General features: G+C 57.0%; 13 protein-coding genes. 5 read left to right on the top strand and 8 right to left on the bottom strand.

Annotated elements, in window-relative coordinates:
* Positions 1-22: 22 nt before the first annotated feature.
* Positions 23-526, top strand: a complete 504-nt coding sequence (locus GNT65_RS08415; RefSeq protein ID WP_160795209.1) for a GNAT family N-acetyltransferase — start codon at positions 23-25, stop codon at positions 524-526.
* Between the two features lie 71 nt (positions 527-597).
* On the opposite strand, the gene GNT65_RS08420 is transcribed toward GNT65_RS08415, so the two are convergent.
* Both GNT65_RS08420 and GNT65_RS08425 read right to left on the bottom strand, forming a co-directional pair.
* A complete protein-coding gene (locus GNT65_RS08420; protein WP_160795211.1) occupies positions 598-1,683 on the bottom strand; it encodes a linear amide C-N hydrolase in 1,086 nt (361 codons plus the stop codon).
* A gap of 401 nt (positions 1,684-2,084) precedes the next feature.
* Entirely contained in the window at positions 2,085-2,453 is a 369-nt protein-coding gene (locus GNT65_RS08425; RefSeq protein WP_160795213.1) for a PilZ domain-containing protein, read from the bottom strand.
* 284 nt (positions 2,454-2,737) lie between these two features.
* Here GNT65_RS08425 and torR point away from each other — a divergent pair, with 284 nt between their 5' ends.
* Positions 2,738-3,463: a two-component system response regulator TorR gene (gene torR, locus GNT65_RS08430; RefSeq protein WP_160795215.1), complete on the top strand. Its 726-nt coding sequence runs from the start codon at positions 2,738-2,740 to the stop codon at positions 3,461-3,463.
* On the opposite strand, the gene torT is transcribed toward torR, so the two are convergent.
* Positions 3,447-4,550 carry a TMAO reductase system periplasmic protein TorT gene (gene torT / locus GNT65_RS08435; RefSeq protein ID WP_160795217.1) on the bottom strand — a complete coding sequence of 368 codons (1,104 nt, stop codon included), beginning with the start codon at positions 4,548-4,550 and terminating at the stop codon, positions 3,447-3,449. The two genes, torR and torT, sit on opposite strands and share 17 nt — an antisense overlap.
* A gap of 112 nt (positions 4,551-4,662) precedes the next feature.
* On the opposite strand from torT, the gene torS reads away from it, so the two are divergent.
* Both torS and GNT65_RS08445 read left to right on the top strand, forming a co-directional pair.
* Positions 4,663-7,698, top strand: coding sequence for a TMAO reductase system sensor histidine kinase/response regulator TorS (gene torS / locus GNT65_RS08440; RefSeq protein ID WP_181006215.1), 3,036 nt, complete (start codon positions 4,663-4,665; stop codon positions 7,696-7,698).
* Positions 7,699-7,844: 146 nt separating this feature from the next.
* The gene (locus GNT65_RS08445) at positions 7,845-9,071 is read left to right on the top strand and encodes a DEAD/DEAH box helicase (protein WP_160795221.1); all 1,227 of its coding nucleotides are present in this window, start codon (positions 7,845-7,847) and stop codon (positions 9,069-9,071) included.
* 28 nt (positions 9,072-9,099) lie between these two features.
* Here the strand turns inward: GNT65_RS08445 and torD are convergent, their stop codons facing one another.
* Genes torD through torE form a run of 4 tightly spaced genes read right to left on the bottom strand, consistent with a single transcriptional unit; the run spans position 9,100 to position 13,641 of the window.
* Positions 9,100-9,735: a molecular chaperone TorD gene (gene torD, locus GNT65_RS08450; RefSeq protein ID WP_160795223.1), complete on the bottom strand. Its 636-nt coding sequence runs from the start codon at positions 9,733-9,735 to the stop codon at positions 9,100-9,102.
* Between the two features lie 26 nt (positions 9,736-9,761).
* Positions 9,762-12,248 (bottom strand): trimethylamine-N-oxide reductase TorA, encoded by a 2,487-nt coding sequence (gene torA / locus GNT65_RS08455; RefSeq protein ID WP_160795225.1) that lies wholly within the window; start codon positions 12,246-12,248, stop codon positions 9,762-9,764.
* Between the two features lie 12 nt (positions 12,249-12,260).
* Entirely contained in the window at positions 12,261-13,439 is a 1,179-nt protein-coding gene (torC, locus tag GNT65_RS08460; protein WP_160795227.1) for a pentaheme c-type cytochrome TorC, read from the bottom strand.
* Between the two features lie 31 nt (positions 13,440-13,470).
* Positions 13,471-13,641: a trimethylamine N-oxide reductase system protein TorE gene (torE, locus tag GNT65_RS08465; protein WP_160795229.1), complete on the bottom strand. Its 171-nt coding sequence runs from the start codon at positions 13,639-13,641 to the stop codon at positions 13,471-13,473.
* A 508-nt stretch (positions 13,642-14,149) separates the two neighbouring features.
* On the opposite strand from torE, the gene GNT65_RS08470 reads away from it, so the two are divergent.
* Positions 14,150-15,508 carry an NCS2 family permease gene (locus tag GNT65_RS08470; RefSeq protein WP_160795231.1) on the top strand — a complete coding sequence of 453 codons (1,359 nt, stop codon included), beginning with the start codon at positions 14,150-14,152 and terminating at the stop codon, positions 15,506-15,508.
* A 116-nt stretch (positions 15,509-15,624) separates the two neighbouring features.
* Here GNT65_RS08470 and GNT65_RS08475 read toward each other — a convergent pair whose 3' ends face one another.
* Entirely contained in the window at positions 15,625-16,050 is a 426-nt protein-coding gene (locus GNT65_RS08475; protein WP_160795233.1) for a CBS domain-containing protein, read from the bottom strand.
* Positions 16,051-16,171 lie beyond the last annotated feature (121 nt).

The following is a 16,171-nucleotide window of genomic DNA, read 5'->3' on the forward strand; positions in this document are numbered from 1 at the left end:
TACTGTCAGCGAGAGGAAACCCATGCGTATACGCAGTGAAGCCCCCGGCGATAGTGCAGACATAGCAGAGATCACCAGGGCAGCCTTTCTCGAGGCGCCTCACACAGACCATACCGAGCATCTTATCGTCAATGCCCTGCGAGATGCAGGCGCGCTGGCGATATCATTAGTGGCCGAGGTGCAGGGAAAACTAGTAGGGCATGTTGCCTTGTCCCGGGTGAGCATCTCTGATGGGAGTCCAGACTGGTATGGACTCGGTCCCATCTCGGTATTGCCCGGGCTTCAGGGAGAGGGGATCGGCAGCGCCTTGATGCGCGCCGCACTGGAAGCGCTCGATAACGCCGGTGCCCATGGCTGCGTCTTACTGGGAGAGCCTGAGTTTTATCGGCGTTTTGGCTTTGCGTCCAATGCCGGACTTACTCTACCCGGCGTGCCAGAGGCTTATTTTCTTGCGCATAAAACGCGCGGCGAATGGCCTCAGGGAGTGGTGAGCTATCACGCTGCCTTTCAGGTAAAGGCTAACTAGATTGAACGTTTTCTTGTTGTAAAAGATAAAAAAGCCTCCGGATATGGAGGCTTTTTTGCACTTAAGGTTGTTTAGCTACACTTGCCAAAAGTGGGGGTTGAATTTCCATCTTGGGATTCAACGGTCAGGTTTGAACAGACTGGCTGGTCACCGACTTTCACATCGGTGAAGTTAAACTTCACCTGTTGGCCTTCATGCAGGTTTGAATAAACGGTATCGCCGTTTTTCAGGTTGTACTGCACTGTAAAGAAGGTGGGGAACACGCCGCCTTCGTTAAGGATCTGTGGGCCATCGACCGTTGGCACCATAACAGACTGTGGGATGGCTACCGCGCTGTGGAAGGCCAGTAGTTGCGCCGCCATGGTCTGCTGGTAGCTCATGTCTTTGAAGTCCTGGCTCTCTGCATGGTGCAGGCCGCGTACATAACGAGACAGTGATGAGTAATCCGCAGGCAGTTTAGTGCCCAGTGCACTGCGATCTACCGTCTTAGAGAACTTTTGGTGGTCTTGGAACAGAGGCTCGTTGGTGACGAAGCGCAGCTCGTCGTTGGTGCTGCCACGCCATACCTTCAGCTTGCCACCTGCGTTAAGTTGGATTAGAGCCACGTTACCCTCATTATCACGCAGGTTAAAATGCGCAGGTACTAAGTGATCCATGTCCATCAGGGGATCAGAGAAGGCTGGCTGCCATTCGCCTTTGTCCAGGCCGTCGATAGCCTCGGCAACGGTTTTGTAGTTTGAGGTGATGTAGGTCGCCAGCAGTCCGTTGTTGACCGCAGGTGCACCATCGTCATTGTCTTTATGCATCGCCAGAAACGGCGCGCTAGCTTCCTGGTATTGACCGTGGACAGACAGGCCTTGGTCGTTGATGGCGTCGTAGGCGGTGCCATGGAAGATAGGGTTATCAGACAGTGACATTGTCTTGTACTTGGTGGTCCAGGTGGCCTGAGTCTTGTAGCTAGGCGCATTGGAGCTCACTTCTATGCCTGCTGGAATGATCTTGGCGCGGGCTTCGACTGCGACTCCCCAATCTAGCGAGCGGGCGACTAGTGTGCCATAGTCTGTGGTGGCCGATACGCTAGAGCAAGCTGAAGCGGTTTGTACTGCACCTATAGTCATAAGAGCGGCGATGCTGGCTGCGACGATTGATGTTTTCATGGTGACTACCTCGTTTGGTTGAACCTAAAATGGGTTTATTTCACGGCTTAATTTTGCCTATGGAGCTAGAATAGGCTTAAAACCTAATAGTTAATAACTAATAACTATTCGATAATCGAATATATTGGGTTGCACTAGAGCCGAGCTTTTAGGTGAACTTGTAGGCAAACATTTAATTGAGTATTTAAGTGAGTTGTTAGGTGGGGCTTGAGGCGTGCTTGCGGTGCATTAGATAGGAAAACATAGAGCGTTAACCTGTGACGCCGGCATCAGGAGTTAGCCCGATGGACCGGCGTTAGCGGCAGCGCCAGATCGAAAAAGAGGACCCTGGGTCCCCTTTGTGTTGCATTCATTGCTGCTAAGCTAACTCTAGCAAAGTCCATGGCTGGCAGGAGGGCGCATCACCCTTGATCATGCACCTCGATAAACATCTTGAGTTCACGGTCGAGCAATGAGGCATCGCCTATGTTGAGCTCTAGCATGCGCCTTAAGTGGCTGATGCTGTCGATATCGATATGCAGGCATTCGAGGCCGAGTTGGCCGTCTTGACGGTGGATCACCTGGGTCTCCATGGTGACCTCTACATCCGAGCCTTCCAGGGTGAAGCTCAGGAGTATTGGTTCCTGGCTTGGTGTGAAGGCTGGGGGCAGCTCTACCAGGGCACCATTTAGGCTAAGATCATGGAGCGTGGTCGACCATACCTTATCGTCTTGGGTGAGCGTCGCATTGACATCGAAGAAGATGCGCGAAAATTGCCGCCTTTCATCCATAAGCTGTCTTAGCCTCTAATGTGAGCGTGATGTTAATAAGGTAAGCATAAGCTAACATGACCCAAGTGTAAAAATCTTGATTTATATTTAGCTTTAGTGACTTGAGGCAAAATCTCTTTGCCTGGGGCGATGAATCTGGTAGGCGACGCTGCTGGTGATTTTTTAGGGGCTATGGCGGCTAAAAATCGCGCCAGATCCCATAATTGAGATAAAGCTTATATGCAATTATGAAAAATTGTGAATAATAGCCTTAACCTTTATTTAACGTGTCTGGGAGCTGGGTCATGGCCCTAACTTCATTACAACCTTGTGTGCTTGTGGTCGACGATGAGGCGGTGATCCGTGCTCGTCTGAAGGGCTATTTCGAGAAAGAGGGTTATCGGGTGCTCGAGGCCGCCGATGGTGAAGAGATGTGGCAGCAATTCAGCCAGCAACATGTCGATCTCGTGATGCTGGATATCAACCTGCCCGGTGTCGATGGCCTTAGTCTGACGCGAGAACTGCGCAGTCGTAGCGACGTGGGGATCATCCTTGTGACGGGACGTGACGAGGCGATCGATAAGATCATCGGCCTGGAGATGGGCGCGGACGATTATGTGACGAAGCCCTTTGAGCTGCGCGAACTCCTGGTGCGGGTCAAGAATCTACTCTGGCGCATCTCTCTGGTGAAGAAGGCGCAGCAGCAGACCATCGCCGAGCTCGAACGCGGCGACGATCTCATCGAGTTTGAAGACTATAGCCTGGCCCTCAACAGTCGTAAGCTTTCCCTGGGCGATGAGGTGATCAAGCTGACCAAGGCCGAATTTGAACTGCTGAGCGCCTTCGTGCTGCATCCTCAGCAGGTGCTAAGCCGTGAGCGTCTGATGCAGCTCACCAGCCATCGCAATCAGGATGTGAATGACAGAACCATAGACGTGATCATTCGCCGTTTGCGCAACAAGCTAAATGCCGAGCTCTTCGTGACCGTCCACGGTGAGGGTTATCTGTTTGCCGCTAAGGTTGAGGATTAGCCCCGGGCACCTCGACCCGGTAGATGGGGTAAAAATCCGCCGGTGCCAGGCTGTCAGTCAGCTGTTTCACCTGGCTATTTTGAGGCGTGAGTCCCTTTATCCTGGGGCCGATATCACCAAAGGGGGCGGCGCCCTCGAGTTCTCGCACCACCACATCTATCGCTAACTTACCCTGCAGCACCACCTGATCGTCACTACTAAAGGCCACCCTATGGCGGTACAGGCCGCGCAGGGTGGCGGGCGAGAGATAGCTGCTCACCAAGGCTATGTCTTGTGCCGTGTCCTGTTGCGCCAGGGCGCCGATGGCGGCCTCGATGGCCACGGCGCTGCCGAGAATATAGTCGGGGGTGTGATCTTTGAGCAGGTGATGCAGCTGATCCCGATAGAGGGCGCGATTGTTGTCGGCATGGCGATTGGAGGAGATAGTTACCCGACTGCCCTTGAGTGCTGCCATGATCCCTTGTTCCACCCAGGTGCTGCCTCCCAGCTTCTCTGGGCCCAGCAGCAGTGCTAGCTTAGCGGGCTTATTTTTGGTGGTGCGGCGAATATAGTCGCCGGCATGCCATCCCATCTGATACCAGTTGACGCCAATGCGTGTGTTTACCAGCGGGCTGTCGAGTCGGTTGACCAAGGCCAGCATGGGCTTGCTGATCTGCCCCTGATAGTGCTTGAGCAGCTCTGGGTCCACTGTACCCAGCAAGATGGCGTCGAAATTGCCGGCCATGCAGCGCTCGAGCTGCTCGAGTTGTTTGGCCTTACCATAGTAACTGCCGGCCTCAAACAGCTCTAGGGCTACGCCCAATTGCCTAGCCTGGGTGACCAGGCCATAGTCTATGCCTATCCAATAGGCATCTTTGAGGTGAGGAACCAGGGCGCAGAGTCGCCAGGGCTGTTTGGTCATGTTCAGGGGCTGATAGGTGAGCGTCTCGACCTGCTGAAGCTTGGCGTTATAGGGGCTGCGCTGCTGAAGTGACCAAGTATCTGCGGCGTAGGCGTGTGCCGATATTGCCAAACAGGCAGAGATCGCTAGGCCATTGAGGCAAAGATAAAAGGCGCTGAAAAAGGGAGATTTATTATGCTTCACCACGGGGCACTCAGTATAATGTAACCAGACGCATGTTATTGATTCATTGTAACAGTTAAACGGGAGCCATGTGGGCGCTTTATCACTCTCAGGAAAAAGTTTAGTCGGCCGATTGATGCTGGCTTTCAGCCTACTGGCCCTGCTCTTACTTCTGCTGGTGAGCCTGGGCAGCATTTCCCTCTATTGGGTGAAGGCTGCCGACCAATATCTCTATGAAGAGGCGCTGCCCGCCTCTGAAGCCGCGCGCCAATTGATGCAGTCGGCCAATGTGCTGCAGGACAATGCCCAGGCGCTGGAGCGAGTCGAGGAGGAGGCGGAGCGCGCCTTTATCGGCCGCAAGCTATCCATCGAGAGCGGCAACCTGCTCGGCGCCATCGCTCGTCTCAAGTCGCTGAATCTGCAAGGCGATAGTCACCTGGGGCCCAGGGCGGCGGAGATCATCCATGATCTCACTCAACTCGGCCATCAGGTGGGAGAGCGTCTGGCGCTCGCCAAGCTGTTGAGGGGGGATGGCGAGGCCCTAGTGGACGCCTCCGGGCGGGCAATCGAGCTGCTGGAGGCGGAACTGGCCGTAGTCGATTCGGCCGTGCTGGCCAAGTTGAGCTTGGCTTACCCCGAGGTTGCCGGCGCGACACAGAGTGGCTATCTGCTCGATACCATCATTGAGAAAGATCTCGATATACAGGCGCGTCTCAATCGCGCCTTGGCCCTCATTCATCATCTGGCGCTGGTGGGTCAGCTACTGCAGTCGCCCGAGCAACATCTAGGCCTCACTAAGGTGCTGGTCAGCATGTCGCGGGTGCTGGCCGAGCAGCCCGGCGGCGAATATCGATTGCAGCCAAGCGAGGCTCAGGGCGGAGCCCCCGGTAATGATGCCGTTAACGCATCAACCAGGGAGCAGAGCGGCGATCTGCTAGCCACTCAGCCCGATCTGATGCCGCTCGAGCTGCTCAAGGGAGTGGTGCGCGATCCGGTGCGGGCGGCCGAGCTGGCCCATGAGTTAGATATCTTGCGCGGCGTCGGCGATAAGCTCATGCTGCAGCGCCGCTATGCCAAGGTGCTCGCCTCCCAGACGGCCCAGCTACAGCGGCTGAGCGATAAGCTGGGCCAGCTCAATACCCTGGTTGACTCGGCCATGAAGGCTCAGCAAACCCAGGCGGAGCAGGCGAGAGGCGATTTTTTACGTCAGCTCTTCTGGGCCAAGGCCGGGCTCTGGGGCACCGGCCTTGTGATGCTGGTGCTGATCCTGCTGGTGGTCTACCGGGTGATCTACAAGGGGATCGCGCTGAGGCTGCATGAGGCGACCGATGCCCTGGCACGCCTTAGCAAGGGCGATACTCAGGTGGCGCTCGATCCCCATGGTGATGACGAGCTGACCGCCATGGCCTCGGCCATCGATGCCTTTAAACAGAAGACAGATCATAATCAGCGTCTGCAGTCGGCGCTGCAGGAGACGGCCGATGAGCTATCGGCCCACAAGGCGTCGCTGGAGACCACGGTACAGAAGCGAACCCAGGAACTGGCCCAGGCCAATCGCCGCCTCGATGCCGAGGTTAAGGGCCATGCTCAGGCGAGACAGTTGGCCGAGGCGGCCGACAAGGCCAAGTCGCTATTTTTGGCGACCATGAGTCATGAGATCCGCACCCCCCTCAACGGTCTGCTCGGCACCCTGACCCTACTGGGGGAATCTGAGCTGCCCACGGCCCAGAAACAGATGCTCGCCCTGTCCCAGTACAGCGGCGCGCTGCTGCAGACGGTACTGAACGATATCCTCGATTTCTCCCGTCTGGAGCAGGGTAAGCTGACTAACGAGCTGCGCTCCGTGGCCATCAACGAGCTGCTTGATGAGGTGGTGGCCATCATGCTTGCCGGTGCGGGCAACGCCGGTCTGTCGCTGCGCCTCGAGCGAGACCAGTTGCCCGAGTGGGTAAGCCTGGATGGCCCCAAGCTGCGACAGGTGTTATTTAATCTGCTAGGCAACGCCATCAAGTTTACCCCGGCTGGGGAGATCCGTCTCAGGGTGCACCGCCAGGGGGAGCGTATCCATTTCGCGGTGAACGATACCGGCCTAGGGATCCCCGAGGAGGTTATGCCGCGCCTGTTTACCGCCTATAGCGCCCAGCCCAACCAGGGGCGAAGCCGGGGCACCGGTCTGGGGCTAGCCATCAGCAAGGAGCTGGTCACCCTGATGGGGGCGAGCGATGAGGGGCTCTGGGTAGAGACTGAGGTCAATAAGGGCAGTACCTTCGGATTTAGCCTGCCGTTGATCGCCTGTGAGGCGCCTGCGCAGAGCACGACAGATATCGTCCCTCAGGTCGCGCCTAAGCGGGTGCTGGTGGTGGAAGATAATCAGGTCAATGCCATGGTGGCTCAGGGCTTCCTGGCTCATCTTGGTCATGAGGGGATATTGGCGCCGAGTTGTGCCGAGGCGATGACGGTTTTCGAGGATAAAGAAGCGGGTTTTGATGCCGTGATGCTGGATATTCAGCTTGCCGACGGTTCAGGCATAGAGCTGCTGAGCAGATTGCGTGCCAAGGCTGCCCCCGGTGTGCCCTTTGCCGCCTTTACCGCTCAGCTACAGCCTCAGGATCTTGAGCGTTATCGCGAGGTAGGCTTCGATGAGATCCTGGCCAAGCCATTGAACATGCAGGCCTTGATGCGCTGGCTGGGGCGGGCCTCGCAATCATCAAGCCCGCTATCTACAGCAACCAAAGCCACAGAAGTAATAGAAGCAACAGAAGGCACCGAAGTCGCTAACGTCACGGCGCAAATCACTGAGGGTGAAACGCCTAAGGCGTCGAAGGATGAGCATCCTCTGCTGGATAGCAATCAGTTCCAGGCGGATCTCGACTGCCTCGGCAAGGCGGCGATGACCGAGATGCTTAGCCTCTACCTAAGCTCCAGCGAGGCGCAGCTGACGCAACTTGAGGCATTAGTGGACGCTGTGGGAACAGACAGCAAGAATGAGACCAGTGGCAAGCTACTGCACGGCCTCAAGGGCAGCAGCGCCAACATGGGCATGCTCAGCATGACACGGCGCTGCCAACAACTGGAACATCAGGCGCTGCAGGCATCTGACATAGCGGCGCTTAAACAGCTTTGGCATGAGTCGGTAGCCGCCTTCGAGACGCGGCTAGCCCAGGCGGTTTAACCTGCTCTGCACTGCCCCGCCGGGCGGGAAAATCTACTAGAGCCCTGGGGGAAATCTGCTACACTGCGCGCCTAATAGCGAGTCTAAGACCAAATCAATAGCAAACCATTAGCAACCATAGTCAACCTAAAGCGGGATCCTCACTTATGTTATTTTCTCAATTGTCTCTGCCAGCTCCCCTGCAACAGGCGCTAGAAGCGCTGGCGTTTCGCGAGGCGACTCAGATCCAGGCCGAGGCGATTCCCTTGGTGCTCGGCGGCGGGGATCTTATGGCCTCGGCCCAGACGGGCACGGGCAAGACGGCCGCCTTCGCCCTGCCTATCTTGGCTAACTTGATGGGCCAGGCGCAGGTCGAGGGCTCGACTAAAAAGCCAAGAGCCCTGGTGTTGGTGCCCACCCGCGAGCTGGCGCTGCAGGTTCATCAGGGGATCTCAGATCTCGCCCGCTTCACCTCGTTGTCGGCGGGACTGGTTTATGGTGGTGTCAGCATAGACGCTCAGTGTCAGCAGCTCGCCAAGGGGGGAGAGCTGATAGTGGCTACTCCTGGCCGCCTGCTGGATCTGCACAGACGCGGCGCGGTTAAGCTGGATGCGATAGCGCATCTGGTGTTTGATGAGGCCGACCGCATGTTGGACATGGGCTTTGCCGATGAGATAGCCCAGCTGATGGCCCTCTTGCCGAGCGAGCGTCAGACCCTGCTGTTTTCCGCCACCCTAGATGACAAGGTACTCGAACTGAGTCATCGCTGGCTTAGGCAACCTAAACGCGTTGCGGTCAATGCGCAAAACAGTGCCAGCAAGGACGTCGAGCAGCGAGTCTATGCGGCGGACAGCGAGCGTAAGTTTGCCCTCTTGTCGCACCTGATCAACAAGGGCGATTGGCAGCGGGTGTTGGTGTTTAGTCGCAAGAAGGTCGCAGCCGATAAGCTGGCTGCGCGCCTGAGTGAGCAAGGCATAGCGGCCAAGGCGTTTCATGGGGATCTGGGCCAGGGCGCCCGCGAGCAGGTGCTCGGTGATTTCCGCAAGGGAGGCGTCAAGGTGCTGGTGGCCACAGATGTAGCGGCGCGGGGGATAGATATCGAGTCTCTCGACTATGTGGTCAACTATGAGCTGCCCTATGTGGCGCAGGACTATGTGCATCGTATCGGCCGTACCGGCCGGGCGGGTAAACAGGGGGTCGCCGTGACTCTCTATTGCGAGGAGGATGCCCTGCTGCTGGAGGAGATTGAGGCGCTGCTGGATAAGCGCCTGCCTCAGCAATGGTTACCCGGTTTCGAGCCGGATCTTACCAAGGCGGATCCCAATCCCCGTCGTCATGGCAAGGCAGCGCAGAAACGCCGCGCCAAGCGGCGCGGCCAGGGTAGCAGACGCTAGCTGCTAGCCGTTAAAGTTAATATCAGGGTTAGGCCGAGAGCACCTCACAGTCCTGGCGTACCCAGGTTTGGGTAAGCCTGGCGAGGGCCTGATAGAAGCGGCCGCTGTCTCTGTCACTCACCCGCATGGCAAACTCGGGTAACCAGGCATCCAGGTACTGGGCGATAAAGGCCTGTTGGTCTTTATCGCCCAGGCGAGTGGCCTGCTGGGCGACATAGGCCAAGATCACCGCAATATGATCGGCGGGCTCGGGAAAGTCGCTCTGCACCTGTAGCTGACTCTGCATAAGCAGCGCCATCATTTCCTGATGCTGGTCGCCGAAGAGCAAAGGCTGCTCCTCGTCTTCCTTAGGCGTCAGATAGAGGCTGGCATAGGGATTGGCGCTCTGCTTGCCGCCCACCAGAAACAGGCCGCAATAGTCGGCGGCAAGGTTGAGCAGGGCGGGCTCATCATTGAGGCCTGCCAGTACCTCCTGCAGGGTGTTAACCTCAGGTGCCAGCTCGGGATCGGTGGCGAGCAGGTCAAAGAAGGCCTGCGCCTCGCTGCTTTGCAGGCAGGTCAGGCGCTGATGATCTATCTCTTTGGCAAACAGATCCGACAGCAGGCGGTAGACCCTGGCTCGCGCCTGGTTTTGCGCTGTTTGGTTAATCGATGTTTGGTTCATCTTGTTTCTCCTTTGACCCGGCCCTATTAGCGGCCGATCTCTATGGGACCGCTAAAGGCGCTGACTTCAGGCACCTTGCCGCTGAACTTCTCAAACTCCACCAGGCAGGTGTAAGCGGCGCAGGCCTGTGCCAGCTTGGAACTGCCGATATCCTGAGTCAGGGTGTTGGGATCGCCGTAGCTACACAGGGCGCCTATCTCGTTGCCGCCTTGCTTGCTGCCATCCTTGCCCACAGGGCCATACCAGGCTCCTTCGTGGATTCGAAGGACTCCTTGAGGGAAGCGGTTCGATACCCGTGCGCCCGCCAGTAGCTGCCCCCTGTCGTTGAACACGCGCACCAGATCGCCATCCTTGATGCCGCGAGCCTTGGCATCCAGGGGGTTGAGGTAGACAGGCTCACGCCCCTGTACGGTATAGGTCTCACGGTACTCCTGGGATTCACACATCTGCGAGTGCAGACGTTGATCCGGGTGGCATGACTGCATCCAGATGGGGTACTTGTCTGAGCCGGGGCCGCCGTGGCTGCGCTCGCTCTTCTCCATCCAGGTGGGGTGGCCAGGACAATCGTCGTAGTTGAACTGGGCGATCTTACGGCTAAAGATCTCGATAAGGCCTGACGGCGTGCCCAGCGGGTTGATCTCGGGATCCTCTCTAAAATCGCTGTGACGTGTCCAGGGCTGGCCTTCACCGAAGTGCACATAACCTTGCTGCCAGAAGGTGTCGAAGTCAGGCATCTCGAACTTACCGGCGTTGGCGGCCTTACATTCGTCGTAGAGCTTTCTCAGCCAATCCATCTCGGTCAGGCCGCGAGTATATTGCTTCTCTTTACCCATGAGCGCCGCGAAGCGGGTGAAGATCTCAAAGTCCGACAGGCTCTCGTACAGAGGTTCGACCATCTTCTGCATCGCCAGGACGCCGCGGTTGGCATAGCTGCCGTACACGTCGATGTCGTTGCGCTCGAAGGTGGTACAGGCCGGCAGCACTATGTCTGAGAAGCGGCAGGTGGCGGTCCAGTTCACGTCTACGGTGACCACACATTCCAGCTTGTGGAAGGCGCGCTTCATCTTGTTTCTGTCCTGGTGATGGTTCCAGGGGTTGTTGCCCGAGAACACCATCATCTTGATGTCGGGGTAGGTGACCTTGCTGCCGTTGGCATCTATCGTCTTGCCCGGCTCCAAGATGGCATCTATCCAGCGCGCAACAGGGATAGTGCTGCTGGCGCCCTTGAAGTCACTGCTGTCAAACAGAGGCTTTTGGCCCTCATCCAGGTTACGCGGGAAGGCGCCAGGCGCCGCCGCACCCGACGAAGGTACGCCTATGCTGGAGTAGTGGTGGCCGTAGCTGATGCCGCCGCCGGGCAGGCCGATTTGGCCTATCATGGTGGCCAGTACAGCCGCCATCCAGTATGGCTGCTCGCCGTGTTGCTGGCGCTGAATACACCAGCCCATCATGAGTTGGGTGCGGCCCTTAGTCATCACCTTGGCCAGATCTTTGATGATCTCGACGCTGACGCCGGTGATCTTGCTGGCCCACTCAGGCGTCTTGGCGATGCCATCTTTCTCACCCATGAGGTATGGCAGGAACTCGTCGAAGCCCAGGCTGTAGCCGTCGATGAAGGCCTTGTCGTGTAGCTCTTGGGTCACCATCTCGTGGGCGATACCCAGCATCAGGGCCACGTCTGTCTGTGGGTTGATGTAGAGCTGTTCACAGCCAAGGTACTTCTGGGTCTTGGTGACCACGGGATCTATGCTGATCACCCTGATCTTACCTTGGGCCACCTTCTCCTTGAGCAGCGCCAGATAGGCGTACGACTCGTGGGTCTCGGCGTTCCAGCCCACCTGCAGGTTCTTGTAGGGGTCGTTCGACCAGAGGATGATGGTGTTGCTGTGCTCGAGGATCAGCGGCCAGGAGGTGCCCTGGGCGTAGACCTCGGTCGAGCCGAGCACGTAGGGCAGAATCGTCTGACCGGCGCCGGTGGAGTAGTCGCCGACCTTCTTGACGAAGTTACCGTGCATTCCTACCGCGCGCTGCATGTGGCTGGTGGAGGAGTGCAGCTGACCCGTGGCGCGCCAGCCGGTTTGGCCTGCATGCAGCCCAGAGGGGCCATACTTGGTCTGGATCTCATCGAGTGAGTCCTTAAACAGCGACAGCGCCTTGTCCCAGGTGACGCGCACGAAACGGTAGTCGCCGCGCTCTTGGGTGTTGCTCTTGTGCCCCTTAAGCAGGAAGTCGAGGCGCACCATAGGGTAGCGCACGCGGGATGGGTTATAGACCAGGCCCTTGACCCCATTGATCATATCGGTGGGGTATTTATCCAGGTCGAAGGGGATCACCTTATCGATGACGCCGTTCTTGCGAGTCATCTTAAAGGCGCCGAAGTGGGAGCCGGTAGTTTTCCACACTTCATCTGTCCCTGCGCTGGCCAGGGCGTTGAGCGGCGCCAACAGCGATGAGCCGCTTAGGGTGACATAGGAGCTGGCGGCGAGGCCTTTTAGAAAATCTCTTCTGTTCATGATGCTATCCTGTTAGTGCGCTGAGGTGGCAAAAGTCGATGAATGTTCTTGCAGGTATTTCTGTACCAGTGCCTGGGTGTCCTGATCCATGTTGACGAAGGCGATCATTCCCTGAAACATGCCGGGCCAGGTGTTGGCGTCGAAATGCGCCTCATCGGGCTGGGTATGACAGACGCTACAGCTGCTGGAATAGGTGTCGCGGGCGTAATCCCACAGTGGCTGCAGATCTTTCACCAGATAGTCGCCATCCACCCAGATCTGCGCCTCGACGCGCTGCCAGGTCAGGCCGGTGAGCGGGTCTTGCTGCTCTTCGAACACTTCCATGACACCAGGCTCCAGGGCGGCATCTTTAGAGAGCTGGGCCGAGAGGATGTTCATGCCGAAATCGAAGTAGATCACCCGGCCTGCGCCTATCTTCTTGCGCCAGCCGTCGATACCTACCTTGGCGCGTTGACCCTTGACCTCGAGCACCTTCACCTTAGTGGCGATGTTGAGTGTGCCCGCCTCGACGTCAGTCTTTTCGTTGAAGAACAGCGGCTTGGTCAGAGCGCTGAAGTAGCTTTCGCCGACAGTTAAGCTGCTCTCGCCCGACCCCACCTGGGCGATAAGCTCTGGGGCGCGTGAGGTACCCATGTCAGGTAGCTTGTGGGCGATACCCTTGTGGCAGTCGATGCAGCTTTGATCTAACTCGGCGGCGCGCTTCATCTGCTTCTGGGCCAGCTTTGACATCTCGTCCCACTTCATCGAGTCATAGTTGTGGCAGTTCTTACAGGCGAGTGAGTTGTCGCGATCGAATCGTTTCCACTCGCGGCTCGCCATCTCCAGACGTTTGGCCTCGAACTTCTCTTCGGTGTTGACGGTTTGTAGCAGCCAGCCCCACATGTCATGTGACGCCTCTATCTTACGGCCTATCTTACGGCTCCAGTTGTGGGGCACGTGACAGTCGGGGCAGGTGGCCCGCACGCCTGAGTGATTCGACCAATGCACTGTGCTTTGCAGCTCCTGGTAGGGCTTACTCTCCATGCTGTGGCAGCTGATGCAGAAGGCTTCTGTGTTGGTCGCCTCCAGGGCGGTGTTGAAGCCACCCCAGAAGATGATGCCCATCAGGAAGGCTGACAGGCTAATGGCGCCAAGGGTGAGGTTTTTGGCGGGTTTGTTGAGGGTACGCCAAAGGGTGATAAACCACTTCATAGCAACATCCTTTCTCAAGTTGGTAATGGGGTTAATGGGCGACGACGCCGCCGAAGGCCTGGATCATCCAGATGATGAAGCCATAGGCGCTGATGCCTGTGACGGTCAGCATCGGGAAGAGCAGCACTATGATGAAGCCGAGGGCTTTGAGCTCTTTGGATTTATCCTGATCTCGTGTTTCGCTTATTGGCTGTGATGGCATGACAGACTCTCTTAGTTGATCTTTGTCCATGGCTGCATGGTAGAGGAGGGATGTGAATGGGGGTGCTGCCTGGCATGAACCAAGGGTGACAAGTTATGAAAAAATATGAATAAAACTGAGCCTGACGACTTGATGGCGAAGAATTTATTTATAACTGGCTGATATTGAATGAGTTAACTGAGTTTTCTCTTGAGTGGATGTCCCATGGTTGTCGCGGTATCTCAGGCTAAAAAGGCCTTCGCGCGAAAGTTGAACAAAAGTTTGGCGAATTGTTAGCTTGCTCTAGTTTATGTCACAGTCTTTGCTGTAGAATGCGCCGCCAACAAAGGCTGTGTTATGGGTAAGTGTTTGCTTACCTTAAAAGGTCGGTATCTCCTCGGTTACCGATCTGCAGGTCACGTAAGGTACACCAATAAGTACTCAGTGGATCTCTCACCCACAGACATCTGTCGTGGGGCTCTAACTTGCCACAGCCTTCCAAATTAAGAGATCAAAAAAGGTAACTACTATGAAGTCTGAACAGACTCTCGCTGCACCCGCTGTACCTGCAAGCTCCCTGCTTGACCGTTATTTTGCCATCACCGCTCGCGGCAGCACGCTGCGCCAAGAGGTGATTGCCGGCTTAACAACCTTCCTCGCCATGGTTTATTCGGTGATCGTGGTGCCAAACATGCTGGGCGCCGCCGGTTTCGATCCCGGCGCCGTCTTCGTGGCCACCTGTCTGATTGCCTCCTTCGGCTCGCTGCTGATGGGGCTGTGGGCTAATCTACCGATGGCGATTGGCTGCGCCATCTCACTGACCGCCTTCACCGCCTTTAGCATGGTGCTGGGCCAGGGGATCTCGATTCCCGTGACTCTGGGGGCCATCTTCCTCATGGGCGTGGTCTTCACCCTGGTGAGTGTCACCGGCGTGCGTCAGTGGGTACTGACCAACCTGCCTAAGGGGATCGCTCACGGTACCGGCATAGGCATAGGCCTGTTCCTGCTGCTGATCGCCACCAATAGTGTGCATCTGATCGTCGCCAACGACTCTGGCCTGCCGGTGAAGCTTGGCGATATTCATAGCCTGCCTGTCATCGCAACAGTGATTGGCCTGGCGGCCACCATAGGCCTGGAGCGCCGCGGCGTACCCGGCGGCATTCTGCTGGTGATCATCGCCCTGTCGGTATTTGGCCTGGCATTCGACCCGAGCGTGACCTACCAAGGCTTATTCGCCCTGCCTGATTTGATGTCAGATAAGTCGCTTATCGGTCAGCTGGATATCATGGGCGCCCTCAACCCTGTGGTGCTGCCTATTGTGCTGGCGCTGGTGATGACGGCGATCTTCGATGCCACAGGTACCATTCGCGCCGTGGCCGGTCAGGCCGAACTTTTGGATGAGAAAGACAATATCGTTGGCGGCGGTAAGGCGCTGACCTCAGATTCCATGAGCAGCATCTTCGCAGGCGCCGTGGGCGGCGCGCCGGCGGCCGTGTACATCGAGTCGGCGGCGGGTACCGCGGCCGGTGGTAAGACGGGCCTGACGGCGACAATCGTCGGCGTGCTCTTCCTGCTGATGGTATTCCTGGCGCCGCTTAGCTACCTGGTGCCGGCCTACGCCACGGCGCCGGCGCTCATGTATGTGGGCCTCTTGATGCTGAGCAACGTGACCAAGCTGAACTTCGACGACAAGGTCGATGCCATGGCGGGGCTAACTTGCGCGGTGTTTATCATCCTCAGCTGTAATATCGTTACCGGCATCATGCTGGGCTTTGTGACCCTAGTGGTTGGTCGTCTGGCCAGCGGTGAGTGGCGCGCCCTGAAACCCGGTGTATTAGCCATCACTATCGGTCTGGTGGTCTTCTACATGGGCGGCTGGGCCATCTAGTTTGCCTTGGTCCGCTATATAACTTTAGCGGCACCTCAGATAACACAAACCCAGGTCTTTTGACCTGGGTTTGTGGTTTAAGGCGGTAGAGTAAGATATGTCACCACAGGCAAATACTATTCCTGCTCGGGGGCTTCATCATGGCAGAAGGCACCTAGCAGATCTTTCCAGGTGATGATGCCCACTATCTTGCTAAATGCCATCACGGGCAGGCAGCCGATGTCGTGGGCCAGCATGAGTTGCCCGGCTGTCTTGATGTCGGCCTCGGGGGCTATGGTGATGGGATCCCGGCTCATTACCTGATGGGCGCGGCGCTGCAGGGTGTCGCTATCACGCTCGGTCTCGCCTATGCTGCCGATATGGGGGCTGAGGGTGCGCAGATAGTCGCGTTCGGATAGTACGCCTTGCAAGCTGTCGTTCTCGATCACCAGCAGATGATGAAAGGGGGCGCTGTCAAAGATCTCTTTGACTATGGTAAGCCTGTCGTCCATCTCTATGGTGACGACCCTGGTGCTCATGATCTCCGATACCCGTGTTGCCATGGCAGACTCCTGAGACTTAGGGGGAGGTTGACTGAGTTTTGTAAGGTTCTCAGTGACTTTGGTGAATGTTCACCCTGTTTCCAGTTATAACAGATAAATGAATGTTCAACAAATGACCATC

The organism is Shewanella insulae, from assembly GCF_009831655.1.
Lineage (GTDB): Bacteria > Pseudomonadota > Gammaproteobacteria > Enterobacterales > Shewanellaceae > Shewanella > Shewanella insulae.